The 24572-nt window shown below is 64.9% G+C and carries 25 protein-coding genes and 1 other RNA gene; 15 read left to right on the top strand and 11 right to left on the bottom strand.

The annotated features are described in order from the left end of the window. The 9 genes from yihA to JWR89_RS06980 all read left to right on the top strand — a co-directional run. On the top strand, positions 1-587 hold a 587-nt coding region (gene yihA / locus JWR89_RS07020), incomplete at its 5' end, for a ribosome biogenesis GTP-binding protein YihA/YsxC (RefSeq protein ID WP_299713545.1). Further along, on the top strand, positions 587-964 hold the full coding sequence (locus tag JWR89_RS07015) for a DUF423 domain-containing protein (protein WP_299713542.1): 378 nt from the start codon (positions 587-589) through the stop codon (positions 962-964). The genes yihA and JWR89_RS07015, both read left to right, overlap by 1 nt. A gap of 161 nt (positions 965-1125) precedes the next feature. Continuing rightward, the gene (gene argB / locus JWR89_RS07010) at positions 1126-2022 is read left to right on the top strand and encodes an acetylglutamate kinase (protein WP_299713539.1); all 897 of its coding nucleotides are present in this window, start codon (positions 1126-1128) and stop codon (positions 2020-2022) included. A 26-nt stretch (positions 2023-2048) separates the two neighbouring features. Then, positions 2049-3131: a DUF1036 domain-containing protein gene (locus tag JWR89_RS07005; RefSeq protein WP_299713536.1), complete on the top strand. Its 1083-nt coding sequence runs from the start codon at positions 2049-2051 to the stop codon at positions 3129-3131. 18 nt (positions 3132-3149) lie between these two features. Next, positions 3150-3857 (top strand): pyrimidine 5'-nucleotidase, encoded by a 708-nt coding sequence (locus JWR89_RS07000; RefSeq protein ID WP_299713534.1) that lies wholly within the window; start codon positions 3150-3152, stop codon positions 3855-3857. Between the two features lie 239 nt (positions 3858-4096). After that, positions 4097-4942 carry a 2,3,4,5-tetrahydropyridine-2,6-dicarboxylate N-succinyltransferase gene (gene dapD, locus JWR89_RS06995; RefSeq protein ID WP_299713531.1) on the top strand — a complete coding sequence of 282 codons (846 nt, stop codon included), beginning with the start codon at positions 4097-4099 and terminating at the stop codon, positions 4940-4942. 67 nt (positions 4943-5009) lie between these two features. Next, positions 5010-5633, top strand: a complete 624-nt coding sequence (locus JWR89_RS06990; protein ID WP_299713528.1) for a DUF805 domain-containing protein — start codon at positions 5010-5012, stop codon at positions 5631-5633. Beyond that, complete coding sequence (gene dapE / locus JWR89_RS06985) at positions 5626-6780, top strand: succinyl-diaminopimelate desuccinylase (RefSeq protein WP_299713526.1); 1155 nt, start codon at positions 5626-5628, stop codon at positions 6778-6780. Before JWR89_RS06990 ends, dapE begins: the two co-directional genes overlap by 8 nt. Then, positions 6777-7340: a 5'-methylthioadenosine nucleosidase gene (locus JWR89_RS06980; RefSeq protein WP_299713524.1), complete on the top strand. Its 564-nt coding sequence runs from the start codon at positions 6777-6779 to the stop codon at positions 7338-7340. The genes dapE and JWR89_RS06980 overlap by 4 nt, the downstream gene beginning before the upstream one ends. A gap of 69 nt (positions 7341-7409) precedes the next feature. On the opposite strand, the gene truA is transcribed toward JWR89_RS06980, so the two are convergent. Genes truA through def form a run of 3 tightly spaced genes read right to left on the bottom strand, consistent with a single transcriptional unit; the run spans position 7410 to position 9634 of the window. Continuing rightward, the gene (gene truA / locus JWR89_RS06975; protein ID WP_299713523.1) at positions 7410-8147 is read right to left on the bottom strand and encodes a tRNA pseudouridine(38-40) synthase TruA; all 738 of its coding nucleotides are present in this window, start codon (positions 8145-8147) and stop codon (positions 7410-7412) included. After that, positions 8147-9079, bottom strand: coding sequence for a methionyl-tRNA formyltransferase (fmt, locus tag JWR89_RS06970; RefSeq protein WP_299713520.1), 933 nt, complete (start codon positions 9077-9079; stop codon positions 8147-8149). Before fmt ends, truA begins: the two co-directional genes overlap by 1 nt. A gap of 33 nt (positions 9080-9112) precedes the next feature. Next, entirely contained in the window at positions 9113-9634 is a 522-nt protein-coding gene (gene def / locus JWR89_RS06965) for a peptide deformylase (RefSeq protein WP_299713517.1), read from the bottom strand. Positions 9635-9865: 231 nt separating this feature from the next. Here def and rmuC point away from each other — a divergent pair, with 231 nt between their 5' ends. Both rmuC and JWR89_RS06955 read left to right on the top strand, forming a co-directional pair. Further along, the gene (rmuC, locus tag JWR89_RS06960) at positions 9866-11086 is read left to right on the top strand and encodes a DNA recombination protein RmuC (RefSeq protein WP_299713515.1); all 1221 of its coding nucleotides are present in this window, start codon (positions 9866-9868) and stop codon (positions 11084-11086) included. A gap of 189 nt (positions 11087-11275) precedes the next feature. Beyond that, positions 11276-12643: an MFS transporter gene (locus tag JWR89_RS06955; protein WP_299713512.1), complete on the top strand. Its 1368-nt coding sequence runs from the start codon at positions 11276-11278 to the stop codon at positions 12641-12643. A gap of 11 nt (positions 12644-12654) precedes the next feature. Here JWR89_RS06955 and JWR89_RS06950 read toward each other — a convergent pair whose 3' ends face one another. From JWR89_RS06950 to ffs, 5 genes are all read right to left on the bottom strand, one after another. Beyond that, complete coding sequence (locus tag JWR89_RS06950; RefSeq protein WP_299713510.1) at positions 12655-13098, bottom strand: hypothetical protein; 444 nt, start codon at positions 13096-13098, stop codon at positions 12655-12657. A gap of 17 nt (positions 13099-13115) precedes the next feature. Further along, entirely contained in the window at positions 13116-13721 is a 606-nt protein-coding gene (gene recR, locus JWR89_RS06945) for a recombination mediator RecR (protein WP_299713507.1), read from the bottom strand. Position 13722: 1 nt separating this feature from the next. Further along, a complete protein-coding gene (locus tag JWR89_RS06940; RefSeq protein ID WP_299713505.1) occupies positions 13723-14043 on the bottom strand; it encodes a YbaB/EbfC family nucleoid-associated protein in 321 nt (106 codons plus the stop codon). Positions 14044-14064: 21 nt separating this feature from the next. Then, positions 14065-15921 (bottom strand): DNA polymerase III subunit gamma/tau, encoded by a 1857-nt coding sequence (locus tag JWR89_RS06935; RefSeq protein ID WP_299713502.1) that lies wholly within the window; start codon positions 15919-15921, stop codon positions 14065-14067. 137 nt (positions 15922-16058) lie between these two features. Further along, positions 16059-16155, bottom strand: an RNA gene (gene ffs / locus JWR89_RS06930) — signal recognition particle sRNA small type. A gap of 159 nt (positions 16156-16314) precedes the next feature. Between ffs and JWR89_RS06925 the strand changes: the two genes are divergently transcribed. The 4 genes from JWR89_RS06925 (at position 16315) to JWR89_RS06910 (ending at position 19213) form a co-directional block, all read left to right on the top strand. Continuing rightward, entirely contained in the window at positions 16315-16737 is a 423-nt protein-coding gene (locus JWR89_RS06925) for an HIT domain-containing protein (RefSeq protein ID WP_299713499.1), read from the top strand. Between the two features lie 4 nt (positions 16738-16741). Continuing rightward, positions 16742-17677, top strand: a complete 936-nt coding sequence (nudC, locus tag JWR89_RS06920) for an NAD(+) diphosphatase (RefSeq protein WP_299713497.1) — start codon at positions 16742-16744, stop codon at positions 17675-17677. A gap of 20 nt (positions 17678-17697) precedes the next feature. After that, the gene (locus JWR89_RS06915) at positions 17698-18618 is read left to right on the top strand and encodes a sugar kinase (protein WP_299713494.1); all 921 of its coding nucleotides are present in this window, start codon (positions 17698-17700) and stop codon (positions 18616-18618) included. Positions 18619-18703: 85 nt separating this feature from the next. Further along, on the top strand, positions 18704-19213 hold the full coding sequence (locus tag JWR89_RS06910; protein WP_299713491.1) for an Lrp/AsnC family transcriptional regulator: 510 nt from the start codon (positions 18704-18706) through the stop codon (positions 19211-19213). A gap of 180 nt (positions 19214-19393) precedes the next feature. Here the strand turns inward: JWR89_RS06910 and JWR89_RS06905 are convergent, their stop codons facing one another. From JWR89_RS06905 to hrpB, 3 genes are all read right to left on the bottom strand, one after another. Then, positions 19394-20893, bottom strand: coding sequence for a phosphomannomutase/phosphoglucomutase (locus tag JWR89_RS06905; RefSeq protein WP_299713489.1), 1500 nt, complete (start codon positions 20891-20893; stop codon positions 19394-19396). A gap of 131 nt (positions 20894-21024) precedes the next feature. Beyond that, positions 21025-21534 carry a TIGR02281 family clan AA aspartic protease gene (locus JWR89_RS06900; protein ID WP_299713486.1) on the bottom strand — a complete coding sequence of 170 codons (510 nt, stop codon included), beginning with the start codon at positions 21532-21534 and terminating at the stop codon, positions 21025-21027. A 272-nt stretch (positions 21535-21806) separates the two neighbouring features. Beyond that, positions 21807-24290 carry an ATP-dependent helicase HrpB gene (gene hrpB / locus JWR89_RS06895; RefSeq protein WP_299713483.1) on the bottom strand — a complete coding sequence of 828 codons (2484 nt, stop codon included), beginning with the start codon at positions 24288-24290 and terminating at the stop codon, positions 21807-21809. Positions 24291-24572: the final 282 nt, after the last annotated feature.

Raw genomic sequence — 24572 nt, 5'->3', positions numbered from 1 at the left:
AGTTCATCTGGGCATCGCCCTCGATCGAAACCCTGCCGCCGATGGCCGGCACTGAGGTGGCGTTCGCCGGGCGCTCCAATGTCGGCAAATCCAGCCTGATCAACGCGCTGACCGGCCGCAATGCGCTGGCGCGGACCTCGCACACGCCGGGCCGCACCCAGGAACTGATCTTCTTCGAGGGCCCGGAAAAATCCGGCATGCGCCTCGTCGACATGCCCGGCTACGGCTATGCCTCGGCGCCGAAGGTCAAGATCGCGTCCTGGACCTCGCTGATCCACAATTTCCTGCTCGGCCGCACCAACCTGGCGCGGGTCTATGTGCTGATCGACAGCCGCCACGGCCTCAAGGATGTCGATCTCGACGTGCTGAAGACGCTGGACAAGTCTGCGGTCAGCTACCAGGTGGTGCTGACCAAGGCCGACCAGGTCAAGAAGGCCGAGCTGGAGACCACCATCGAGGCGGTCCGCAGCACCCTGTTGAAGCATCCCGCGGCGTTCCCGCAACTGCTAGTGACGTCGTCGCGCACCGGCGCCGGCATGGCTGAACTGCGCGCCGCCATGGTGCGCCTGCTCGGCGAGCGCAGCTGATGACCCGCTTTGGCCTGTTCCGCATCCTGATCATCCTGGCCGGCGTGATGGGCGTCGATGGCGTCCTGCTGGCGGCAGCCTCAGCGCATCAGCCCGACGCGACGCGGCTGGCCTCGGCGTCCTCGATGCTGCTGTTTCACGCCACCGCCGTGATCGGCGCGGTGGCCCTGATCGAACGCGGCGTGATCCACCTGCAGATCGGCCTCGCCGCCGCGATCGGCTTCGCGGTCGCGAGCGCGCTGTTCGCCGGCGACCTCACGATCCGGCAATATGCTGGCCACGGCCTGTTCCCGATGGCCGCACCGACGGGCGGCACCCTGCTGATCATTAGCTGGCTGGCGCTGGCCGTATCGGCGGCGTGGCCGCGGCGCGGCTAGCCGTAGCCCGGATGAGCGAAGCGCAATCCGGGGACAGCACCGCCGCACGCCATGAATCCCGGATTTCGCTTCGCTCCATCCGGGCTACTACAGCCATGCTTTGCACCTCTCCGACCAATCAGCTAGAACGCGCCGCAGATTGGCCCAGTGAGATCCGCTTCATGACCGACGCGACCGAAATCAGCCCGCTCGATCAGGCCCGCATCCTGTCAGAGGCGCTGCCGCACATGCAGCGGTATGACGAGGAAACCATCGTCATCAAATATGGCGGACACGCCATGGGCGCCGAGGACACGGCCAAGGCCTTTGCCCGCGACATCGTGCTGCTGGAGCAGACCGCCATCAATCCGGTGGTGGTGCACGGCGGCGGGCCGCAAATCGCACAGATGCTGCAGCGGCTCGGAATCAAGTCGGAATTCGCGGCCGGGCTGCGCATTACCGACGCCGCCACCATCCAGATCGTCGAAATGGTCCTGGCCGGTTCGATCAACAAGTCGATCGTCGGCTACATCAACGAGGCTGGCGGCAAGGCGGTTGGCCTGTGCGGCAAGGACGGCAACATGGTCACCGCCACCAAGGCGACGCGGACCATGGTCGATCCGGATTCCAACATCGAAAAAGTGGTGGACCTCGGTTTCGTCGGCGAACCCGACAAGGTCGACCTGACCCTGCTGAACCAGTTGATCGGCCACGACCTGATTCCCGTGCTGGCGCCACTGGCGACCTCGAAGTCGGGCCAGACTTTCAACGTCAACGCCGACACTTTTGCCGGTGCCGTCGCGGGTGCCCTCAAGGCAAAACGCCTGCTGCTGCTCACCGACGTGCCGGGCGTGCTCGACAAGTCGAAGAAGCTGATTCCCGAACTGTCGATCAAAGAGGCGCGCAAACTGATTGCCGACGGCACCATTTCCGGCGGCATGATCCCCAAGGTCGAGACCTGCATCTATTCGCTCGAGCAGGGCGTCGAGGGCGTCGTGATCATCGATGGCAAGACGCCGCACGCGGTGCTGCTCGAACTGTTCACCAACCAGGGCACGGGAACGCTGATCTACAAGTGACGATCGCGCGCACCAGGGAAGCCGTTATGGCCGGGCTTGTCCCGGCCATCCAGGTCTTTCCCGCGCCGGCACACGTGGATGCCCGGCATAGCGCCGGGCATGACGGGTGGAGAGGCCTCGGCACAACGCTACTTGTGGCCGTCACCCTCCTGCTGTTCGCTTTTGAGGATAAGGCCCGTGCCGACCTTCGCCTCTGCAACCGCATGAGCTACGTCGTCGAGGCCGCCATCGGCACCGACGACAAGAGCGAGACCACGACGCGTGGCTGGTTTCGCATCGATCCCGCACAATGCCGCATCGTTGCGCAGGGCACGCTGACCATCGACCGCATCCTGCTGCATGCCCGCGCGCTCGGCGTTTACGGCCCCTCGCCAGTGCCGCAGGGCGGCGGCGATACGCTGTGCATCGCGCCGGAGAACTTTGTCATCGCCGCCGCCCGGCAATGCCGCACCGGACAGAACCAGGCGACGTTCACCACCGTCAAGCCGTCGCAGGATGCCGACGGCAACTTGCTCGCGTACCTGGCCGAAGACAGCGAATATGACGACGAACAGGCCAGGCTCGCCGCGATCCAGCGGCTGCTGGTGATCGCCGGCTACGATGCGGCGCCGATTGACGGCGTCGATGGCCCGAAGACGCAAGGCGCGCTGGCGGCGTTCCTGAAGAGCCGCGGCCTCGCCGCCGACATCGTCAAGGCGCCGGATTTCTTCGAGCGCATGATCAACGCGGTGCAGGCGCCGTCCGCCACCGGCCTGAACTGGTGCAACGACACAACTTATAAGGTGATGGCTTCGATCGCGACTGACGACGGCAAGGCCACCGTCAGCCGCGGCTGGTACCGCATCGAGCCCGGCAAGTGCCTGCGTCCGGACGTCATCGGCCAGCCGAAACAGGTGTTCAGCTTTGCCGAAGCGGTCGATGCCAATGGCCGCGCCATCCGCATCAAGGACAAGGCGCTGAACTGGGGCGGCAGCAAGATGCTGTGCACGCGCGAGAGCAAGTTCGAAATATCGGACCACAGCGATTGCGGCCTGCGCGGCCTCGCCGCCGCCGGCTTCGTCGCAGTGGACCTGGCCGGCGGCAAGACGCTGCGCTTTACGATGCCGTAACGGCATAGCAGGGACTTCATGACCATCGACATCAAGCCGACGCGCAGCTTCGCCCATGTTGAGACCTGGGTGTTCGATCTCGACAACACGCTGTACCCGCATCACGTCAACCTGTGGCAGCAGGTCGATGGCCGGATCCGCGATTTCGTCTCGAACTTCCTCAAGGTCCCACCGGAGCAAGCCTTCAAGATCCAGAAGGACTATTACAAGCGCTACGGCACCACCATGCGCGGCATGATGACCGAGCATGGGGTCCACGCCGACGATTACCTGGCCTATGTCCACGCCATCGACCACTCGCCGCTGTCGCCCAATCCGGAAATGGGCGCCGAGATCGCGCGGCTGCCCGGACGAAAACTGATCCTGACCAACGGCTCCACCGACCATGCCGGCAAAGTGCTCGACCGCCTCGGCATCGCCGGTGAATTCGAAGCCATCTTCGATATCATTGCCGCCGACCTCGAACCGAAGCCGGCGCAGCAGACCTATGACAAATTTCTCAAGCTGCATGGCGTCGATCCCGCCCGGGCCGCCATGTTCGAGGACCTGTCGCGCAACCTCGTGGTGCCGCACGCGCTGGGCATGACCACCGTGCTGGTGGTGCCCGACGGCGCCAAGGAAGTGGTGCGCGAAGACTGGGAGCTGGAAGGCCGCGACGCCGATTTCGTCGATCACGTCACCGACGATCTGACGGGGTTTCTGGCGGCGCTGAACGCGGCGCGGTAATCGCTCTTCCCTTCTCCCCTTGTGGGAGAAGGTGGCGCGGACGAAGTCCGCGACGGATGAGGGGGTGCTGCGGAGCTCAACACTACCCCTCACCCCTCACCCGTCCGCGCTACGCGCGGCCACCCTCTCCCACAAGGGGAGAGGGAAGAAGCCTCCCGCCACCTTGACTCTCCCCCGTCAAATCCCGACAAAAGCCGTCCAATTCGCCTGCCGACCCCTGCCCGCGTGAAGGAATTCCAATGTCGCTGTCCGCCCTCGAAGCCACCATCAACGCCGCGTTCGATGCGCGTGACACCGTCAATGCGGCTACCAAGGGCGAGGTCCGCGACGGCGTCGATCACGCGCTGAACCTGCTCGACAAGGGCGAGGCCCGCGTCGCCGAACGGCAGGCCGACGGCGTCTGGAAGGTCAATCAGTGGCTGAAGAAGGCCGTGCTGCTGTCGTTCCGCCTCAACGACATGCGCGCCATCCCGGGCGGCCCCGGCGGCGCGTCGTGGTGGGACAAGGTGCCGTCGAAGTTCGAGGGCTGGGGCGACAACGCGTTCCGCGACGCCGCCTTCCGCGCCGTGCCCGGCGCCATCGTGCGCCGCTCGGCGTACATTGCGAAAAACGTCGTACTGATGCCGTCCTTCGTCAATCTCGGCGCCTATGTGGACGAGAGCACCATGATCGATACCTGGTCGACGGTCGGCTCCTGCGCCCAGATCGGCAAGCGCGTGCACATTTCAGGCGGCGTCGGCATCGGCGGCGTCCTGGAGCCGTTGCAGGCCGGCCCTGTCATCATAGAGGATGATTGCTTCATCGGCGCGCGCTCGGAAGTCGCCGAAGGCGTCATTGTTCGCAAGGGCGCGGTGCTGGCGATGGGCGTTTTCCTCGGCGCCTCCACCAAGATTGTCGATCGCGAGACCGGCGAAGTGTTCGTTGGCGAAGTGCCGGAATATTCCGTGCTGGTTCCGGGCAACCTGCCCGGCAAGCCGATGAAGAACGGCGAAATCGGCCCCTCCACCGCCTGCGCCGTGATCATGAAGCGCGTTGACGAGCGCACCCGTTCCAAGACCAGCATTAACGAGCTGCTGCGCGACTGATCGAACCGAACCGGTTCTGATCCGACCAACCTCCGGACGCGGCCTTTCCGCGGTCCGGAGGCTGGCGATGCGTGGCAAATGGATTCTGTTCCGTTCGGAGGGGCGCATCAACCGTGCCCCATACTGGCTGGCCGGAATTACGAGCGTATTCGCCCCGCTGATCTTCATGTCGCTGCTGCTGTTTGCAGTCGGTGGCCTGCCGCCTGGCAGCAAGATCAGTTTCGGCATCGCGGACCTGCTCCGCGATCCGCTGTCATTCGGCTTCGGCGACAGTTTTCGCGGCGCCGGTCCGACCGCCTCTGTGTTGCTCTACCTGATCGCAGCACCGGTCTGCGCCGCGACCGTGTGGTTTTTCACGGCCAGCTCGATCCGGCGGCTGCACGATCGCAACCGCAGCGGCTGGTGGTTTATTCCCTTCATCATTGGCCCGTTGGTGCTTCCCACCATCGGCGACCGGCTGGGTGATTCCGCACTGTCGGCTGTCCCTGGAATGATCGTCTCGGTGGCTGGCTTCTGGGGCTTCGTCGAAATGGCCTGCCTGGGAGGCACGCGCGGGCCGAACCGGTTCGGAGCTGATCCGCTGGCGTTGCCCGATACACGACCGGGCTGGGACCAGCAGAGCGAACTGGAAATGATCCCGCATAGCGCTGGCCCACCGCCTGCCGCACATGTTAATCGAGGGCATGAATGACGCCCTCTCCATCGCGCAGGACCTGCTGCGCTGCCCTTCGGTCACCCCCGCAGATGCCGGCGCCCTTGGCGTGCTGGAGCGCCTGCTCGGTGATGCCGGCTTCGACGTGCACCGCATCACCTTCAGCGAAGAAGGTACGTCTGACATCGACAACCTCTATGCCCGCATCGGCACCGAAGCCCCGCATATCTCGTTCGCCGGCCACACCGACGTGGTGCCTCCAGGTGATGAGGCGGCGTGGTCGCATGGCGCGTTCTCCGGCGATGTGAAGGGCGGCCTGCTGTACGGCCGCGGCGCTGTGGACATGAAGGGCGGCATCGCCTGCGCGGTCGCCGCCACGCTGGACTATCTCGCCGCCAACGGCGGAAAGCCGAAGGGATCGATCTCGTTCCTGATCACCGGCGACGAGGAAGGCATCGCGGTCAACGGCACCGTCAAGCTGCTGCAATGGGCCGCGGCGCGTGGCGAAACATTCGATCACTGCATCGTCGGCGAGCCCAGCAACGTCGAGGAGATGGGCGACACCATCAAGATCGGCCGCCGCGGTTCGCAGTCCGGTACGCTGATCGTCGATGGCGTACAGGGCCACGTCGCCTACCCCCACCGTGCCTCGAATCCGGTGCCGGATATTGCCGCGCTGATCGTGGCGTTGAGCGGTGATCCGCTCGACGCCGGCAATGCTCAATTCCAGCCGTCGAACCTCGAATTCACGTCGGTCGATGTAGGCAACACCGCGACCAACGTGATCCCCGCGCAGGCCGGCGCCAAATTCAACATCCGCTTCAACGATCACCATACCCAGGAGTCGCTGCGCGACCTGATCGACAAGCGACTGGTGGCCGCAACCGGCAACCGGATTCGCGCCCACATCGTGTGGGAACCGTGTAATGCGGATTCCTTCGTGACCAGACCGGGTGCTTTCACCGACCTCGTGGTATCGGCCATCGAGGAAGTTACCGGCCGCAAGCCCGATCTTAACACCGGTGGCGGCACCTCGGATGCCCGTTTCATCACGCGCTATTGCCCGGTGATCGAATTCGGCCTGGTTGGCCAGACCATGCACCAGATCGACGAACGCACGCCGGTGTCCGATCTGGAGAAGCTGACGAAAATCTATCGTGGTGTGCTGGAGCGCTATTTCGGATGAACGGCAAGATTCTGGTTCTTACAGCGCTTGAGAGCGAGCTCGATATCGCGCGGGCGCCTGCGGGGGTCGAGATCGTCTTCACCGGCGTTGGCAAGGTCGCCACCGCGACCGCCACCACGCTGGCCCTGCTGGCGCTGAAGCCCGCGCTAGTGATCAACTACGGCACCGCTGGCAAGATCGCTGAATCGCTGCGCGGGCTGGTCGAGGTCGCCCATGTAATCCAGCGCGACATGATCGCCGAACCGCTGGCGCCCCGCGGCACCACGCCATTTGCGCCGGAACTCGATCGGCTGTCGTCGGGCCATGGTGACGTGACCTGCGGTACCGGCGACAGCTTTGTCACCTCCTTCGATCCCTGGCTGAACGCCAGCGGTGTCGGTATCGTCGACATGGAATTGTTCGCCATCGCCTATGTCTGCAAACGCAACGAGATCCCCTGGCGCGCCTTCAAGTTCATCACCGACGATGCCAATGATTTTGCCCACCAGCACTGGACCGCAAATGTCGCGGATGGCCAGCAGCTGTTCTGGGATGCGGTGAAGAAGCTCGGGCTCGCCTGAAACTCCGTCGTCATTGCGAGGTCAGGGAAAGCCAAGGCTTTCCCTGACCTCGCAATGACGGCTGAAAGTTCAGTAATCCACCTTCACCAAATATAGCCCGTCCGGCGGCGCTACCGGGCCGCAGGCATCGCGGGTCTTCGCCGCCAGCGCCCCCGCCAGATCGTCGGCGCTCCAGCGGCCGTGCCCGACCCACACCAGCGAACCCACCATCGAGCGCACCTGGCTGTGCAGGAACGCCCGCGCCGACGTCACGATATTGACCGCCTCGCCGTCGCGGATCACGTCGAGCTGATCCAGCGTGCGCAGCGGCGACTTCGCCTGGCACTCGGTATCGCGAAACGTCGTGAAGTCGTGGTGGCCGATCAGCCGCTGTGCGGCTTGGTGCATCGCATCGGTGTCGAGCGGTCGCGCCACGCGCCAGACATGGCCAAGGTCGATCGCAAGGTTCGCGCGGCGGTTGACGATGCGGTAGATGTAGTGCCGCTTGATGGCGGAGAACCGCGATTCAAAGTCGTCGGCAACGATTTCGGCGGAGAGCACACCGATCGGGTGGGGCCGCAGATGCGCGTTGAGGCCGTCGCGCAGCCGTCCCGGCACGAACGGCCTGACGATGTCGACATGCGCCACTTGCCCCAGAGCATGGACGCCGGCATCGGTGCGGCCGGCGCCGTGCACGCGCGCCGACTCGCCGCAGATCGCCTTGACGGCGTCTTCCAGCGCGCCCTGCACCGACGGCGCATTGTCCTGCACCTGCCAGCCCGAGAACGGCGCGCCGTCATATTCGATGAGCAGCCGATAGCGCGGCATCAGGCGAGCCTGAGCGGCGGCGTCAAAGGCGTGCCGCGTAAAAAATCGATCGCCTTCATCAGCTGCTTGCCGGCGCGCTGCAGATCGACGATGCGAATGGCACCTTCGCCGCAGGCGACGGTGAGGCGATCGTCGAGCAGATCGCCGGGTGTGCCGGCTCCGTCAGCCAGCGCGCAGCGCAGGATCTTGACCCGTACCATTTCGCCTTCGAGTGGCACCTCGCACCACGCGCCGGGAAACGGCGACAGGCCGTGAATGTGGCGCAACACCTCGTGCGCCGACTTGCTCCAGTCGATCTTCGCCTCGACCTTGTCGATCTTGGCGGCGTAGGTGACGCCGGCCTCGCTCTGCGGGCTAAGCTGCAGCCGGCCGCGCTCCAGCGCGCCGATGGCCCGCACCATCAGGTCGGCGCCGAGCGGCGCCAGCGCATCGTGCAGATCCTGCGCGGTCATCGCGTCGGTGATGGCGATGCGCTCGGCCATGGCGACGTCGCCGGTGTCGAGGCCGACATCCATCTTCATCACCATCACGCCGCTTTCGGCGTCGCCTGCCATGATCGCGCGGTTGATCGGTGCCGCCCCCCGCCAGCGTGGCAGCAGCGAGCCGTGCAGGTTGAAGCAGCCGAGCGGAGGCACATCGAGAATATTCTGCGGCAGGATCATGCCATAGGCGACGACCACTGCGGCATCCGCTCCATGGGCGCGAAACGTGGCTTCTGCCTCCGGCGTCTTCAGCGTCGTCGGCGTCAGCACGGGAATGCCGAGTCGCGTGGCTTGAAGTTCCACCGGCGTCGGTTGCAGCTTCATGCCACGCCCCGCCGGCTTGGCGGCACGGGTATAGACCGCCGCGATCTCGTGGCCATGGGCCACCAGCTCGAGCAATGTCGGCACCGCGAAATCCGGCGTGCCCATGAAGATCAGACGAAGCGACATATGCGAGCCGATCTGCGGGAGACCGGGAGGAGTCTACTCCGCCCGCTTCGCCAGCTTGGTGAATTTTTTCAGCACGCGGTCGCGCTTCAGCTTGGAGAGGTAATCGACGAACAGCACGCCGTTGAGGTGATCGATCTCGTGCTGGATGCAGGTGGCGAACAGGCCTTCGGCGTCTTCCTCCTGCACCTTGCCATCGAGGTCCATGAAGCGGATCCGCACCGTGGCCGGGCGTTCGACCTCTTCGTAATATTCGGGGATCGACAGGCAGCCCTCTTCGTAGACCGAGAACTCTTCCGAGGCCGACACGATCTCGGGATTGATGAAGACGCGCGGCTTCTTGCCGTCCTCTTCATCGTCCTTCTTGGCGAGATCCATGGTGATCAGGCGCAGCGGCACGGCCACCTGGATCGCGGCCAGGCCGATGCCCGGCGCGTCATACATGGTTTCGAACATGTCGTCGGCGAGTTTGCGCACCTCCGCCGTGACCTTTTCGATCGGTTTGGAGACGAGACGCAGTTGTTTGTCCGGCAGGACGATGATTTCACGAATGGCCATGGCGGCGATTTAATGCGGGTGGCCGGTGCGGTCAATGCCACCGGCTGGAGCCGCGCCGCGGGCCGTTAACGATCTGATAACCATAAAAATTAGCGCGCGCTTAACCACGTTGGTTAAGCCGGCGTTAACCGTGAATTTTAGGGCTTTGCTAACCATGAAAATTAGCTTTTTGTTAATGATAAATGTTCCTGCTTCGTTCTGAAATCGCAACGAATCTGCTACGGTATTGGAATGAATGACACCCTTTTCATGCTGAACGGCACGCCGGTCACCGCTGGCATCGCCCTGCTTGGCTTCGGCGCTCTGGCGCTGACGCTGCTGCTCGTAATTGCCATCGTCATCGCCCGCTCCGGCAGCCGGGGCGCGGCCATCGCGATGGCCCAGGCGATCCGCGCCGACGAGCTGGAAGAGCGGCTCAGGGAGATGCTGCAGGCACAGAGCGTCGCCACCGGCAGGGTCGACGCCATGGGCCAGGCGTTGGCCAGCCGTCAGGCCGAGATGGGTCGCGCGGTCAGCGAGCGGCTGGATTCGGTGACTCACCGGGTTGGACAAAGCATGGAGCAGAGCACCCGCCACACCATGGACAGCCTGCGCGTGCTGCACGAGCGGCTGGGCATCATCGACAACGCCCACAAGAACCTCACCGATCTGACCTCACAGGTCACCACCCTGCGCGATGTGCTCGCCAACAAGCAGTCGCGCGGCGCGTTCGGCCAGGCGCGGATGGAGACCATCGTCCGTGACGGCATGCCGGCCGGCGCCTATGCGTTCCAGCACACGCTGTCCTCCGGCAAGCGGCCGGACTGCGTGATCTTCCTGCCCGACCAGCGGCCGTTGTGCATCGACGCCAAATTCCCGCTGGAGGCGGTGACCGCGCTGCACGACGCCCGCAGCGACGACGAAAAGAAGTACGCCGCGCAAAGATTGCGCGCCGACGTGATGAAGCATGTCAGCGACATCTCGGAAAAATACCTGATCGCGGGCGAGACCCAGGACACCGCCCTGATGTTCGTGCCGTCGGAATCGGTCTACGCGGAAATCCACGACGGCTTCGACGACATCATCCAGAAGGCCTATCGCGCCCGCGTGGTGCTGGTGTCGCCCTCGCTGTTGATGCTGGCGATCCAGGTGATGCAGCAGATCCTCAAGGACGCGCGGATGCGCGACGCCGCCGACCAGATCCGCACCGAGGTGATGAATCTCGGCGACGACCTCGGCCGGCTGCGCGACCGCGTGCTGAAGCTGCAGACCCATTTCGGCCAGGCGAACGAGGACGTCCGCCAGATCCTGATCTCCGCCGACAAGATCGAAAAGCGCGCCGGGCGGATCGAGGAACTGGATTTCAGCAAGGCTGAGCCGGCGGCGGAGGCAGTGCCGCTCGCCGAGCAGGCCATGCGATCGGCGAAGCCCGAACTGTTCCCCGTGCCGCTGGAATTGCATGCCGGGGAGTGAAGCACCGTCCATGCCGCCCGCGTTCTTCCCTTCTCCCCTTGTGGGAGAAGGTGGCGCTGACAAAGTCCGCGACGGATGAGGGGTACTGCCGGGCTCGGTACTTGTGGCTACCCTTCACCCGGCCGCGCTGGCGCGCGGCCACCTCCCACAAGGGGAGAGGGGAAGGAAAGAATCTGCTAGCACTGGGGCATGACCAGCACGCGTGAATCGTCCGACGCCCCCCTCGTCCCCGTCCCCCGCGCCAGTTGGCGCGAGAGCATGGCGGTGTATCTGCAGCCGCGCGTGCTGATCGTGCTGCTGCTCGGCTTCTCGTCCGGGCTGCCGCTGGCGCTGTCGGGTTCGACGCTGCTGATCTGGATGACCGAGTCCGGCGTCAACCTGCGCACCATCGGGCTGTTCGCGCTGGTCGGCACGCCCTACACGCTGAAATTCCTCTGGGCGCCGCTGGTCGATGCGCTGCACGTGCCGCTGTTCACCCGGCGCTTCGGCCGCCGCCGTGGCTGGCTGGTGTTCTCGCAGTTGTTGCTGATCGCGGCGATCCTGCTGCTGGCGCTGACCGATCCGGCCAAGTCGCCGTTGTTCGTGGCGCTCGGCGCGCTGCTGGTGGCGGCGATGTCATCGACCCAGGACATTGTGGTCGATGCCTTCCGGGTCGAGAGCCTGCCCGAAGAAGAACAGGCCGCCGGCATGGCGTCCTACGTCGCTGCGTATCGCATCGGCATGCTGGTCTCGACCGCCGGCGCGCTGTTCATGGTCAGCGCCTATGAGGGCACGGGCCTGCCGCGCGGCACCGCGTGGATGTGGGGCTATGTGACCATGGCGGCCATGGTGCTGATCGGCACCGTGACCGCGCTTGCGGCCACCGAGCCCGCGCAATCCGCCCGCGCCGAGGAAGCCACCCGCGCCGACAGCGCGTTGCAGCGCGTCACCAAGGCCGCGATCGGCGCGCTGTCTGAATTTCTCGCGCGGAAGGATGCCTGGGCGGCGCTGGCCTTTGTCGTGCTGTTCAAGTTCACCGACGCGTTTTCCGGCACCATGACCGCGCCGTTCGTGATCGACCTCGGCTTTACCCGCAACGACTACGCGGCCATCGTCAAGGGCGTCGGACTCGCGGCGACATTGATCGGCGGCTTCGCCGGCGGCTTTGTGGCGCGGCGCTACTCATTGCCGACCAGCCTGTGGATCGGCGGCGTGCTGCAGGCGGTCGCCAACCTGTCGTTCTCCTGGCTGGCCATCGTCGGCGTCAACCAGTGGGCGCTGGCCTTTGCCATTACCGCGGAGAACTTCACCAGCGCCATCGGTACCGTGATCTTCGTCGCCTACCTGTCGGCGCTGTGCAAGAACCCGCTGCACACCGCCACGCAATACGCCCTGCTCACGGCGCTGGCCGCGGTCGGGCGGACCTACCTGTCAGCGGGTGCGGGCTATGTGGCGCAAGCGACGGGATGGCCGGCGTTCTTCGCTATCTGCGTGGTGGTGGCGGTGCCGAGCCTGATCCTGCTGGTCTGGCTGCAGCGCCGCGGGCATTTTAACGAACTGGGCACCGTGCGGGTTTGACGCGAGAGCGCCTAGTTCGGCTTCGTCACCACGGTCCATTTCGTCACCAGCGCTTCACTCATCTGCCCGGCCTGTTCGGCGCAGGCGACTTCGGTAACTTTCAGCGACACTTCCTTGCCGACCAGCTTCTTGAGCTGCGCCGCCTGGGCCTCATTGGCAGCGACGATCTCGAACGTCTCCGGACCGGTCTCCAGATTGCACAGCCCGGCCGGCGCCGGTAGCCGGCGCGGCTCGCTGACCAGCTGGAACGTGTTGGCGCGCTTGCCCTTCGGCGCGCGAACGCGCAGCGCGTTGAGCTGGCCACTCAGCACATCGCCGATCTGCATTGCCTTCGGCGCCGCGGCAGGTTTGGCAGCGGGAGCCGCCGGCGTCTGCGCATTGCAAGCGCCAGCGACCGCAACGGCCAGCAACGCCACCACGCCGGACGACAAATTCAGGAAGCTATATCGCGTCATCAATTCTCTTCCATATTCTAGAACAGCGTCCGCTGCTTCATCGCGGCGGACAGCGTGCCTTCGTCGAGATAATCCAGTTCGCCGCCGACCGGCACGCCATGCGCCAGCCGCGTCACTTTCACGCCGGCCTCCTGCAGGAGGTCGGTAATGTAGTGCGCCGTGGTCTGGCCATCGACCGTGGCATTCAGTGCCAGGATGATCTCGGTGACCTCGGAGCCATGCGCCCGCGACACCAGTGCATCGATCGTGAGGTCGTCAGGACCGACGCCATCCAACGGCGATAGCGTCGCGCCAAGCACGTGATAGCGGCCGGTTGTGGCATTTGCGCGTTCCAGCGCCCATAAATCGGAAACGTCGGCCACGACCACAATGATCGCCGGATCGCGGCGCGGGTCGGTACAGATGGTGCAGGGATTCTGCGTGTCGATATTGCCGCAGGTCTTGCAGACCTGAATCTTGTCGATCGCCACCTGCAGCGCGCCCGCCAGCGGCGCCATCAGCGCCTCGCGCTTCTTGATCAGATGCAGCGCCGCGCGCCGCGCCGAGCGCGGCCCAAGCCCGGGCAGCCGCGCCAAAAGCTGGATCAGTTTTTCGATTTCCGGTCCGGCAACGCCAGCAGCCATATCAGGTGAGGCCCAGCCCCGGCGGCAGACCCATGCCGCCGGTTAGCGCCTGCATCTTGTCCTGCATCGCCGCCTCGGCCTTGCGGCGCGCATCGCCCATCGCCGTGACCAGCAAATCCTCAAGAATCTCGCGCTCGTCAGCCTTCATCAGCGACGGATCGATCTTCACGGCCTTCACTTCCATCTTCGCGGTCATGCGAATCGTCACCAAGCCACCGCCCGACATGCCTTCGACCTCGACATGGTCGAGTTCGTCCTGCATCGCCTTCATCTTCGACTGCAGCTGCGCCGCCTGCTTCATCATGCCGAGAAAATCAGCCATGAACTTTTCCTTCGAGTGGATTTATTGATCGTCGCCGTCGAAATTGTCGGTGGAATCTTCGCCGGTCAGGTCGGCATCGGTAGCACCGGATTCCGGCGGCTCGGCGGCAAGCCGGCGGACCTCGACCACCTTGGCGCCGGGAAACCGCGCCAGCACTTCCTGCACCCGCGGATCGGCTTCCGCGGCCTGCTGGCGCGCATTCTTCTGCTCGTCGAGTTGCGACCGCAGCGTCGCCTGGCCTTCCGCATTGGAAACGATCACGCTCCAGCGCTTGTTGGTCCACAGTTCCAGTTTTCGCGAGAGATCGTTGATCAGGGTGCGCGACGCCGTGCGCTCCATCGCCAGTTCGAGCCGGCCGTCCTCGATCTTGATCAGCCGCACATCGGCTTCGAGCGCGGTCTTGAGCATCAGGTCGCGGTTGGCGCCGGCGAGCGCTACCAGTTCCGGAAAGGTTGAAATCTTCAGTACCGTCGCGGCTTGCGCGGCGGCCACCGGCGCGATCATCTGCGGACGCGGCGACATCTCGGCGCTGCCGCGCTGCATTGGGGCGCGCGGGCTCGAGGCCTGCATCGACGACACCGTCGACGACGAAGACGGCGCACTGCCGCTGCCGCCATTGCCTGAAATCAGCGGCGCGGAACCGCCACCGTTCTGTCCGATCATCTTGATCGCTTCATCGGGCGTCGGCATGTCTGCGACATAGGCGATCCGCACCAGCACCATTTCGGCGGCGGCGGCGGGGCGGGTCGCGCCCTGCACTTCGGTGATGCCCTTCAGCAGCATCTGCCACATCCGCGACAGCACCCGCATCGAAAGCTTCGAGGCGAAATCACGCGCGCGCAACCGTTCGGTCTCGCCGAACGCGACATTGTCGGCGGTGGCCGGCACGATCTTCACGCGGGTGACGAAATTGACGAATTCGGCGAGGTCGGAGAGCACCACAATCGGATCGGCGCCGACGTCATACTGCTCGCGAAATTCGGCGAAGGCGCTGGCGATGTCGCCGCGCGCCAGCGAATCGAACAGGTCGATGACGCGGGTGCGGTCGGCGAGGCCCAGCATCTGCCGGACCGCATCGGCGCGCACCGTGCCGGCGGCGTGGGCGATGGCCTGGTCGAACAACGACAGCGAATCGCGCACCGAACCTTCGGCGGCCCGCGCAATGATGCCCAGCGCCTCCGGCTCGACCTCGACGTTTTCCTTGCCCGCGATATTGGACAGATGGCCCATCAGCACGTCGGCATCGACGCGGCGCAGGTCGAAGCGCTGGCAGCGCGACAGCACCGTCACCGGCACTTTCCGGATTTCGGTCGTGGCAAACACGAACTTGGCGTGTTCCGGCGGCTCCTCCAGCGTCTTCAGGAAGGCGTTGAACGCCGCCGTGGAGAGCATGTGGACTTCGTCGATGATGTAGACCTTGTAGCGCGCGCTGGAGGGCGCATAGCGCACGCTGTCATTGATCTGGCGGACGTCATCCACGCCGGTGTGCGAGGCGGCGTCCATTTCCAGCACGTCGATGTGCCGGCTTTCCATGATCGCCTGGCAATGCACGCCCAGCGTCGGCATGTGGATACTCGGGCCCTTGCTGGAGCCGTCGGCGAGCTCGTAATTCAGCGCGCGCGCCAGAATGCGTGCCGTGGTGGTCTTTCCGACGCCGCGCACGCCAGTGAGGATCCAGGCCTGCGGAATGCGACCGGTCTCGAAGGCGTTGGAGACGGTGCGGACCACGGCCTCCTGGCCGATCAGGTCGTCGAAACTGGAAGGCCGGTATTTTCGCGCAAGCACCCGATACGGCTTGCCTGCGGCGGCCGGGCTCATGTCGAAGCCCTGCGCAACGCTGTCGGCGGGGGGCGTTACGGGCAAGCCGGCATCGGTCATCGTTTCATCCGCAATGTGTTGCCTCGTGAAGCCGATTGCGGAACAACGGCGCATCTTCGGACGGGACGGAAACCGGATCCTGCCTGAAAAGCGGGTCTTCGCGTCGAGCAGAGCACTGAATTCGCTCGACAAAACAAGTAGGAGACTGACGAGCGACCCGATCCGGATCTCGTTAGGGCTGCTTCCTTCCGGACATGACCCGATTGGCTAGTGGCTCGTCCACCGCCAATCTCCCGGTGCTTATTTGGGGCCAAAGCGAGCGGAAAGCAAGCGCGCTGCCGCCCCCTCCGGCCGTCAAAAAAAGACGTGGATGACGGCCGCAAAGCCGGGCATGACGGGTGTTGTTTGCGGAGCCACTCTCTGCAACCCTGCGACAATTGTTCGAGAGCCCTCATGACCTCCTCCGCTTCCTGGTCGCTGCACGAGCAGCTGCAACAAGACACCATCGACATCGGCGACCTGCCCCTCAGCCGCGTGCTGGTGGTCAAGGACGCGCATTATCCCTGGCTGATGCTGGTGCCGCGCCGTGACAAGGCGGTGGAGATCATCGACCTCGACGAGGTCGAGCAGGGCCAGTTGATGACCGAGATCAACCGCGTCGGCCGCGCGCTGAAGGAAGTCACCAAATGCGACAAGCTCAATGTCGCCGCTTTGGGCAACATGGTGCCGCAACTGCACGTCCACGTCATCGCCCGCCGCAAGACCGACGCCGCCTGGCCACGCCCGATCTGGGGCGTGATGCCGCCGCTCGCCCACGACGCCGCCGAAGTGCAACGCTTCATCAGCGAACTCCGCCGCAAGATCTGGCTTGGTTGACCTCATGACACCCAACGAACTGTTTCCGCTGGACCATCCGGCATTCGTCTCGCACCAGCTCGACCGCGCCGCGCATCTGCGCTTCAGCGACGAAAAGCTGTTCGCGCTCGAAGGCAAGAGCGATTCGCGCGCCTATGTGGTGCACCGCGATTCGCTAGTCATGAAGCAGGAGGCCAGCGGGCCCCGCGCGCTGTTGACGATCCCCGAGGCGTTGAAAGCCGGCGCCAATCCCGGCACTATCTTTCTCGGCCTGCGCGACGGCGCCGCGGTATTCGGCATGGGCATTGGCGCGTCAGCCGTGGAAACGCTGCTGACGCGTTCCGATTTCGCGCTCACCGAACTGCGCGGCATGGCGATGCAGGGCGTGGTGCCGCCGGACCAGCTTTCGGCGATCGCGATGGCGAAATCGCTGGTGTCCTGGCATCAACGCCACGGCTTCTGCGCCAATTGCGGCGTCCGTTCGACGATGGCCGAAGGCGGCTGGAAGCGCGTCTGCCCGTCCTGCAAGACCGAGCACTTTCCGCGCACCGACCCGGTCGCCATCATGCTGGTGGAAAAGGGCGATAAGTGCCTGCTCGGCCGCCAGAAGCAGTTTCCACCGGGGATGTACTCCTGCCTCGCGGGCTTCATCGAGGCGGCCGAGACCATCGAGGACGCGGTGCGCCGCGAGATCTTCGAAGAGGCCGGTATCCGCTGCACCGACGTGAAATACTACATGACGCAGCCATGGCCGTACCCGTCCTCGCTGATGATCGGCTGCTCGGCGCGCGCCACCAGCGAGGCGATTACGATCGACCACATGGAACTTGAGGACGCCCGATGGTTTGACCGTGACGAGGCGAGACTGATGCTGAAGCGCGAACACCCCGACGGGCTCGCGGGTCCGCATCCCTTCGCCATCGCGCATCATCTGCTCGGCCGCTGGTTGCAGCCGGCCTGAGACCACAACGGGGATTTTCCATGAGTTCGAAGCCCAAGCGCATCCTTTGCATCGGCATGCCGGTCCGCGATCTGACTTTTGGCGTGCAAGCCGTGCCGGGCCGCGGCCAGAAATTCCACGCCGATCGGTTCGCCCAGATCTGCGGCGGCAACGCGCTCAATGCGGCGATCGGCATCAGCCGGCTCGGCGGCCATGCCACCCTGACCGGACCGATGGGCGACGCCGCCGAGACCTCCAGCCAGTATCTGTTCGACGACCTTGCCAAGGAAGGTATCGACACCTCGCATCTGGTGCACATGCCCGGCCTGGTGACCCCGATTTCGGGGATCATGATGGACCCCTCCGGCGAGCGCACCATCATCTCGTTTCGCGATCCCGCTCTGTGGAAGGTGAAGCTGCCCGATGCCGACATGCTCCTGCAGGACTGCGACGCTATCCTGATCGAGAGCCGCTGCGCCGGCTTCGCCACCGACCTCTGCGCCGAGGGGCGCAAGCGCGGCATTCCGGTCGTCGTCGATATCGACAGCACCATGTCCCAGAGCGAAGGGCTGCTCAGCGCTTCGTCGCACCTGATCTTCTCCGACGAGGCGCTGCAGGCCACCGCGGGGATCACCGACGACGCCGCGGCGTTGCGCAAGATGGCCAAGCTGACCTCGTCCTTCCTCGCCGTGACGCTCGGCCCGAAGGGAACGCTCTGGCTCGACGACAAGCACGAATTGCAGCGAACGCCGGCCTTCCCGGTCCATACCGTGGACACGCTGGGCGCCGGCGACATTTTTCATGGCGCCTTTGCGCTGGAATTTGCCGGCGGCCAGAGTGTCCCCGACGCGCTGCGCTTCGCATCCGCCGCCGCGGCGCTGAAATGCACCCGCTATGGTGGCGCTTTTGCCTGCCCGGATCGAGCGGAAGTCGATGCATTCATGAGTAAATCCGTCACTTGACGGATTGCTAGAAAATCAGGCTTGATTTGGAAGATTGTTCTATATATCAGGTTTCGCAGCCTCTTAATTAGAACAAAGTTCTCTCATGTCTGACGCCGCCGACCTGACCGTTGAACCCTCCCGCCGCCTCGATGCCATCGATCGCAAAATCCTAACGGTATTGCAGGAAGACGCTTCGTTGTCAGTCGCCGAAATCGGCGACCGGGTCGGGCTGTCCTCGACGCCGTGCTGGAAGCGGATCCAGCGGTTGGAGGCCGATGGCGTGATCCTGCGCCGGGTGGCGCTGGTCGATCAGAACAAGATCGGGCTCGGAATCTCGGTGTTCGTTTCGGTGGAAAGCGGCGACCACTCCGACGCCTGGCTAAAGAAATTCGCCGACGCCGTCAGCGCGATGCCCGAGGTGATGGAATTCTACCGCATGGCGGGCGACGTCGATTACATGCTGCGCGTGGTGGTTGCCGACATGCAGAGCTACGACGTGTTCTACAAGAAACTGATCAGCGCGGTGGCGCTGAAGAACGTGACGTCGCGGTTTGCGATGGAGAAGATCAAATCGGTAACGGCATTGCCGGTGCCGCCGATGCCGGCGGCGTAGCTCTTCTTCCCCTCTCCCCTTGTGGGCGAGGGTGGATCGGACCGCGTAGCGGTTCGAGACGGGTGAGGGGTAGCCACAAACTCCGAGCTTGAAGATACCCCTCATCCGTCGCGGACTTCGTCCGCGCCACCTTCTCCCACAAAGGGAGAAGGAAGGCAGAGCCTCCACCCGAGATTGAACTCAAATCGTCTGGTTATACGCGCCGACTTCCGGATGCGTTCGCAGCACCACGTTCATCGCCTCGAACATGTCGTGCATGCGCGCCTCGGAGACCGGGCTCTCCACCACCACCACCAGCTCCGGCTTGTTCGACGACGCCCGCACCAGGCCCCAGCTGCCGTCCTCGCAGGTCACGCGCACGCCGTTGACAGTGACGAGGTCACGGATCGCCTGACCCGCCACCTTGTCGCCAGCCTTCTGCGCGGCTTCGAAATGCGCCACCACCTGCGCGACGACGCCGTACTTGGTCTCGTCGGCGCAATGCGGCGACATGGTCGGGGACGACCACGTCTTTGGTAGCGCGTCCTTCAGGTCCGCCATGGTCTTGCCCGGCGCGCGGTCGAGCATCTCGCAAATCGCGATCGCCGACACCAGCCCATCGTCATAGCCGCGGCCGACCGGCGCGTTGAAGAAGAAGTGGCCGGACTTCTCGAATCCCGCCAGCGCATTCAACTCGTTGGTGCGGCGCTTCATGTAGGAATGGCCGGTCTTCCAATAAGTCGTCTTGGCGCCCTGCGCCTGCAATACGGGATCGGTGACGAACAGCCCGGTGGATTTCACATCGACCACGAAGGTGGCGTCCTTGATCACGGCCGACATGTCGCGCGCGAGCATCACGCCGACCTTGTCGGCAAATATCTCCTCGCCGGTGTTGTCGACCACACCGCAGCGATCGCCGTCGCCGTCGAAGCCGAGCCCGACGTCGGCCTTGTGCTCGAGCACCGCATCGCGGATCGCGTGCAGCATTTCCATGTCTTCCGGATTCGGATTGTATTTTGGAAAGGTGTGATCGAGCTCGGTGTCGAGCGGGATCACCTCGCAGCCGATCGCTTCCATCACCTGCGGGGAGAACGCACCGGCGGTGCCGTTGCCGCAAGCGACCACCACCTTCAGTTTGCGCTTCAGCTTCGGCCGGTTGGTGAGGTCGGCGATGTAGCGCGCCGGATAGTTTTCGTGGAATTGATAGGAGCCGCCGGGCTTGTTGTCGAACTCGGCGTTGAGCACGATCTCCTTGAGCCGGTTCATTTCGTCCGGCCCGAAGGTCATCGGGCGGTTGATGCCCATCTTGACGCCGGTCCAGCCGTTGTCGTTATGCGACGCCGTGACCATCGCCACGCAGGGCACGTCGAGGTCGAACTGGGCGAAATAGGCCATCGGCGTTACCGCAAGGCCGATGTCGTGCACCTTGCAGCCCGCCGCCATCAGGCCGGTCATCAGCGCGTATTTGATCGAGGCCGAGTAGCCGCGGAAATCATGGCCGGTGACGATCTCCTGCTTCTGGCCGAGTTCGGCGATCAGTTTGCCGAGCCCCATGCCCAGCGCCTGAATGCCCATCAGGTTGATTTCCTTGCCGAACAGCCAGCGTGCGTCGTATTCGCGAAAGCCCGTGGCCTTCACCATCGGCTCGGATTCGTAAGCGTAGGTGTTCGGCACCAGTAACGGCTTCGGCTTCGGAAACATCGGGGGCCCCGCGAGTGACGTGATCAGGAACCTCACCCATAGCGAAAGCACGCGGCGCTGAAAAGGCAACCGCGTGTCTGCAGTGCGTCATGGCCTGAATTAAGGCTGTAGCCTTAAAGCGCAGCGAGCTACTACTGCTCCAGCACCATCGTGCCGTTGGCATATTCGAAGCGTTTCAGCTTCGACAGAAACGACAGGCCCAGCAAATTCTCCGACAGTGCCACATCCGGCAGCACCATGGCATCGACGTCCCTGACGATCAGCCCGCCGATCTCGACCATCGCCAACCGCGTCCGCGCCGCCTTGATGGTGCCGTTGGCGGTCGTCACCGTGGCGTTGTAATCGGCACGCGACGGGCGCAGCCCGAACCGTGCCGCGGATTTTTCGTTCAGCGCGATCACGGACGCGCCGGTATCGACCATGAAGCCGATGCGCTGGCCCTCGATGCGGGCTTCGGTCTGGAAATGGCCGCGCCGATCGCTGGGAATGCTGACGCTGCGGACGCCGGCCCGGGCGTCCTCGCGCGGAGCCACCACCGCGGCTTTCGCCATCGCCGATCCCGTCGTCATCTTGTCGGCCACCTGCGCCATCACGGTGCCCAGCCCGATCAGGACCGCCGCAAGAAACATGATGCCACGCATACGCCAACCTCACTGATCGCCGTCTGGAAACGGCGATCCCACCACAAACGCCCGGCAGCGTCCGTTCCGAACAGCCACCGACCCACGCTATTTTGGCGAAAAGGATGAGTAACGGGTTAATGGGAGTCATTCTCTTGCCCCGGACGCGACGCAATACGCAGTATTGCTTCGCAGAGCCGGAGCCGTAGCCGTACCAGACGTCGGCGTTTGCGACGGTCCTGGATCTGCGGAGCGGCTTGAAGAATGCCGCACCGCGTCGGAACACGAGAGCCTCACGTCCCCCGTGGCTTGACCCGCCGCGTCGGCAACGCGCTGGCGGGATCCTCGGGCCAGGGATGCCGCGGGTAACGGCCGCGCAGGTCGGAGCGGACGTCCTGGTAGGAGCCGCGCCAGAAGCCCGGCAGGTCGCGGGTCACCTGCACCGGGCGGTGCGCCGGCGACAGCAATTCCAGCACCAGCGGCACCGTGCCGCGGGCCACCGACGGATGGCTGTTGAGCCCGAACAATTCCTGCAGCCGCACGGCGATGGTTGGGCCCTGCTCGGCTTCGTAGTCGATGGCCAGCATCGTGCCGGTCGGCGCCTCGAAATGGGTCGGCGCCTCCTTGTCCAATCGCGCGCGCTGGTCCCACGGCAGCAGGCCCATCAGCGCGTCGGACATGTCGCCCGGGGAAAATTCCCGGAGCGACAGCTTGTCGAACAGCGCAGGCATCAGCCAGCTTTCGCGGCTGGTCGCCAGCGCGTCGTCCGACAGATCAGGCCACGTATCGCCTTCGGCCGCGCGCAAAAACATCACCCGGCCGCGCCATTGCTGCAGCGGCTTCGACCACGGCAGCCGGTCGATCCCAACGGCCGCTAAGCCATCGGCCAGCACCCGCGCGGTTTCGGCCGACGGCTGCAGCGTGAACGGCGCCTCCGACAACGTGACGGCGTGCAGCGTGCGCTTGCGCCGGCCGCGCAAGGCCGATGAAGGCCTGTCGAAGCTGATCTCGTCGATGGCCTCGATCTGGTCGGCGAAGTTCCGCTCGATATCGGACTGCGCCATCGGCGCCGCCAGCAAAATGCGGCCGTTGGCGGCCGTGCCGGTCAATTCGGCCACGGCAATATATGGCTCTCGGGCCAGCGCAGAAGCGCGATCGACCGCGGCCCCGCGGCCATTGGCCAAAACGAAACTGCCGTTGCCGCGGTTCTTCGCGACGCGATCGGGGAATGCGAAAGCCAGCATGACTCCGGTGGTGAGCTCCACCTCGTTTGATATCCTGGCTCCCGTCTCCGTCGCGGCGACCTGCGCAGCCCAGCGCTGCGCCAGCGTGCGGGCGCTCGATGCCCGCTGCGAGCGATCGCGGCGATACTGGTCGAGGCGATGGTCAAGATCGACGCTGTCGCCGCCAAGCCCTCGCTCGGTCAGGATTGCCGCGATGTCGGCGGCGTCCTCGCCGTAGCCCAGCCGATGCGAATCCACGATCATCCGCGCCAGCCGCGGCGGCAACGCCAGTGCGCGCAGCGCCTGCCCTTCCGACGTGATACGGTCGTCGCCGTCCAGCGCGCCAAGTTCGCGCAGCAGCCCGCGCGCCTCCTTCAACGCCGGCGCAGGGGGCGCGTCGAGAAACGCCAGCTGCGTGGGGTCGCTGACGCCCCATTGCGCGAGGTCCAGCACCAGCGACGACAGGTCCGCACTGAGAATTTCCGGCTGGGTGTAGGCCGGCAACGACGCGGTCTGCGGCTCATCCCACAGCCGGTAGCAGATGCCGGGTTCGGTGCGGCCAGCGCGGCCACGGCGCTGATCGACCGCCGCCCGCGAAGCGCGCACGGTTTCCAGCCGCGTCAGGCCAATATCCGGCTCGTAGCGCGGCACCCGGGCCAGACCGCAATCCACCACGATGCGCACGCCTTCGATGGTCAGCGAGGTCTCGGCGATGGAGGTCGCCAGCACCACCTTGCGCTGCCCATTGGGCGCCGGCTGGATGGCGCGATCCTGCACGGCGGCATCGAGAGCGCCGAACAACGGTACGATCTCGATAGAAGCATCATGAATGCGCTCGGCGAGAAAAGTCTGGGTGCGACGGATTTCGGCAGCACCCGGCAGGAACGCCAGCACCGAGCCGGGATCGGCACGCAGCGCGGTGGCAATGGCGTCGGCCATCTGCCGCTCGATCTGGGCGTCCGCCTTGCGGCCGAGATAGCGCGTCTCCACCGGAAACGCGCGGCCGAGGCTTTCGATCACCGGCGCGTCGCCGAGCAATTTGGCGACGCGCGCGCCGTCGATGGTCGCGGACATCACCAGGATGCGCAGGTCCTCGCGCAAGCCCACTTGCGCGTCGCGCGCCAGTGCCAGCCCCATGTCGGCATCGAGCGAGCGCTCGTGGAATTCGTCGAACAGCACCGCGGCGATCCCGGTCAGTTCGGGATCGTCGAGGATCTGACGCGAGAAGATGCCCTCGGTGACCACCTCGATGCGGGTGTTACGGGAGATTTTCGAACCGAAGCGAACGCGGTAGCCGACGGTCTCGCCGACGCGTTCTCCCAGCGTCCTGGCCATCCGCTCGGCGCTGGCGCGGGCGGCGATCCGCCGCGGCTCCAGCATGATGATCTTCTTAGGCCCGAGCCATGGCGCATCAAGCAGCGCCAGCGGCACCCGCGTCGTCTTGCCGGCGCCCGGCGGCGCCACCAGCACGGCTGCATTGTTCGTCGCCAACGCCTGCGCGATGTCGTCGAGCACGGCGTCGATGGGCAGGGGCGCGTCGAAGGTGCGGGTCAAGGGCGCTCGCAGTCGTGGTTCTTCCCCTCTCCCCTTCTGGGAGAGGGTGGATCGACCGCGGAGCGGTCGAGACGGGTGAGGGGTAGCCGCAAGCTCCGCGCCTGGAAATACCCCTCATCCGACGCGGACTCCGTCCGCGCCACCTTCTCCCACAAGGGGAGAAGGAAGGAAGAGGCCATAGTTAATGCTTTCTCAGAGCCGACCGTTCTTAGCGCAGGCCCTGCCGCAGGGCAAAGCGCACACCGTTCATCACAATCCCATCAGAACGTCAGTTTTTTCAAT

Origin of the sequence: Tardiphaga sp. (assembly GCF_028290785.1) — a bacterium.
Lineage (GTDB): Bacteria > Pseudomonadota > Alphaproteobacteria > Rhizobiales > Xanthobacteraceae > Tardiphaga.
The sequence above is the reverse complement of the archived record's forward strand: the minus strand, read 5'-3'. Positions and strand labels throughout refer to the sequence as shown.

Coding starts and splice junctions, on each gene's coding strand:
- JWR89_RS06980 (WP_299713524.1), top strand. CDS start 6,777: ATGAACGGCAAGATTCTGGTTCTTACAGCGCTTGAGAGCGAGCTCGAT.
- JWR89_RS07000 (WP_299713534.1), top strand. CDS start 3,150: ATGACCATCGACATCAAGCCGACGCGCAGCTTCGCCCATGTTGAGACC.
- dapE (WP_299713526.1), top strand. CDS start 5,626: ATGAATGACGCCCTCTCCATCGCGCAGGACCTGCTGCGCTGCCCTTCG.
- JWR89_RS06950 (WP_299713510.1), bottom strand. CDS start 13,098: ATGACGCGATATAGCTTCCTGAATTTGTCGTCCGGCGTGGTGGCGTTG.
- JWR89_RS06955 (WP_299713512.1), top strand. CDS start 11,276: ATGACCAGCACGCGTGAATCGTCCGACGCCCCCCTCGTCCCCGTCCCC.
- JWR89_RS06910 (WP_299713491.1), top strand. CDS start 18,704: ATGTCTGACGCCGCCGACCTGACCGTTGAACCCTCCCGCCGCCTCGAT.
- def (WP_299713517.1), bottom strand. CDS start 9,634: ATGGCCATTCGTGAAATCATCGTCCTGCCGGACAAACAACTGCGTCTC.
- rmuC (WP_299713515.1), top strand. CDS start 9,866: ATGAATGACACCCTTTTCATGCTGAACGGCACGCCGGTCACCGCTGGC.
- JWR89_RS06905 (WP_299713489.1), bottom strand. CDS start 20,893: ATGTTTCCGAAGCCGAAGCCGTTACTGGTGCCGAACACCTACGCTTAC.
- nudC (WP_299713497.1), top strand. CDS start 16,742: ATGACACCCAACGAACTGTTTCCGCTGGACCATCCGGCATTCGTCTCG.
- JWR89_RS07005 (WP_299713536.1), top strand. CDS start 2,049: ATGGCCGGGCTTGTCCCGGCCATCCAGGTCTTTCCCGCGCCGGCACAC.
- truA (WP_299713523.1), bottom strand. CDS start 8,147: ATGCCGCGCTATCGGCTGCTCATCGAATATGACGGCGCGCCGTTCTCG.
- JWR89_RS06915 (WP_299713494.1), top strand. CDS start 17,698: ATGAGTTCGAAGCCCAAGCGCATCCTTTGCATCGGCATGCCGGTCCGC.
- JWR89_RS06925 (WP_299713499.1), top strand. CDS start 16,315: ATGACCTCCTCCGCTTCCTGGTCGCTGCACGAGCAGCTGCAACAAGAC.
- argB (WP_299713539.1), top strand. CDS start 1,126: ATGACCGACGCGACCGAAATCAGCCCGCTCGATCAGGCCCGCATCCTG.
- JWR89_RS07015 (WP_299713542.1), top strand. CDS start 587: ATGACCCGCTTTGGCCTGTTCCGCATCCTGATCATCCTGGCCGGCGTG.
- dapD (WP_299713531.1), top strand. CDS start 4,097: ATGTCGCTGTCCGCCCTCGAAGCCACCATCAACGCCGCGTTCGATGCG.
- JWR89_RS06935 (WP_299713502.1), bottom strand. CDS start 15,921: ATGACCGATGCCGGCTTGCCCGTAACGCCCCCCGCCGACAGCGTTGCG.
- JWR89_RS06900 (WP_299713486.1), bottom strand. CDS start 21,534: ATGCGTGGCATCATGTTTCTTGCGGCGGTCCTGATCGGGCTGGGCACC.
- JWR89_RS06940 (WP_299713505.1), bottom strand. CDS start 14,043: ATGGCTGATTTTCTCGGCATGATGAAGCAGGCGGCGCAGCTGCAGTCG.
- recR (WP_299713507.1), bottom strand. CDS start 13,721: ATGGCTGCTGGCGTTGCCGGACCGGAAATCGAAAAACTGATCCAGCTT.
- JWR89_RS06990 (WP_299713528.1), top strand. CDS start 5,010: ATGCGTGGCAAATGGATTCTGTTCCGTTCGGAGGGGCGCATCAACCGT.
- fmt (WP_299713520.1), bottom strand. CDS start 9,079: ATGTCGCTTCGTCTGATCTTCATGGGCACGCCGGATTTCGCGGTGCCG.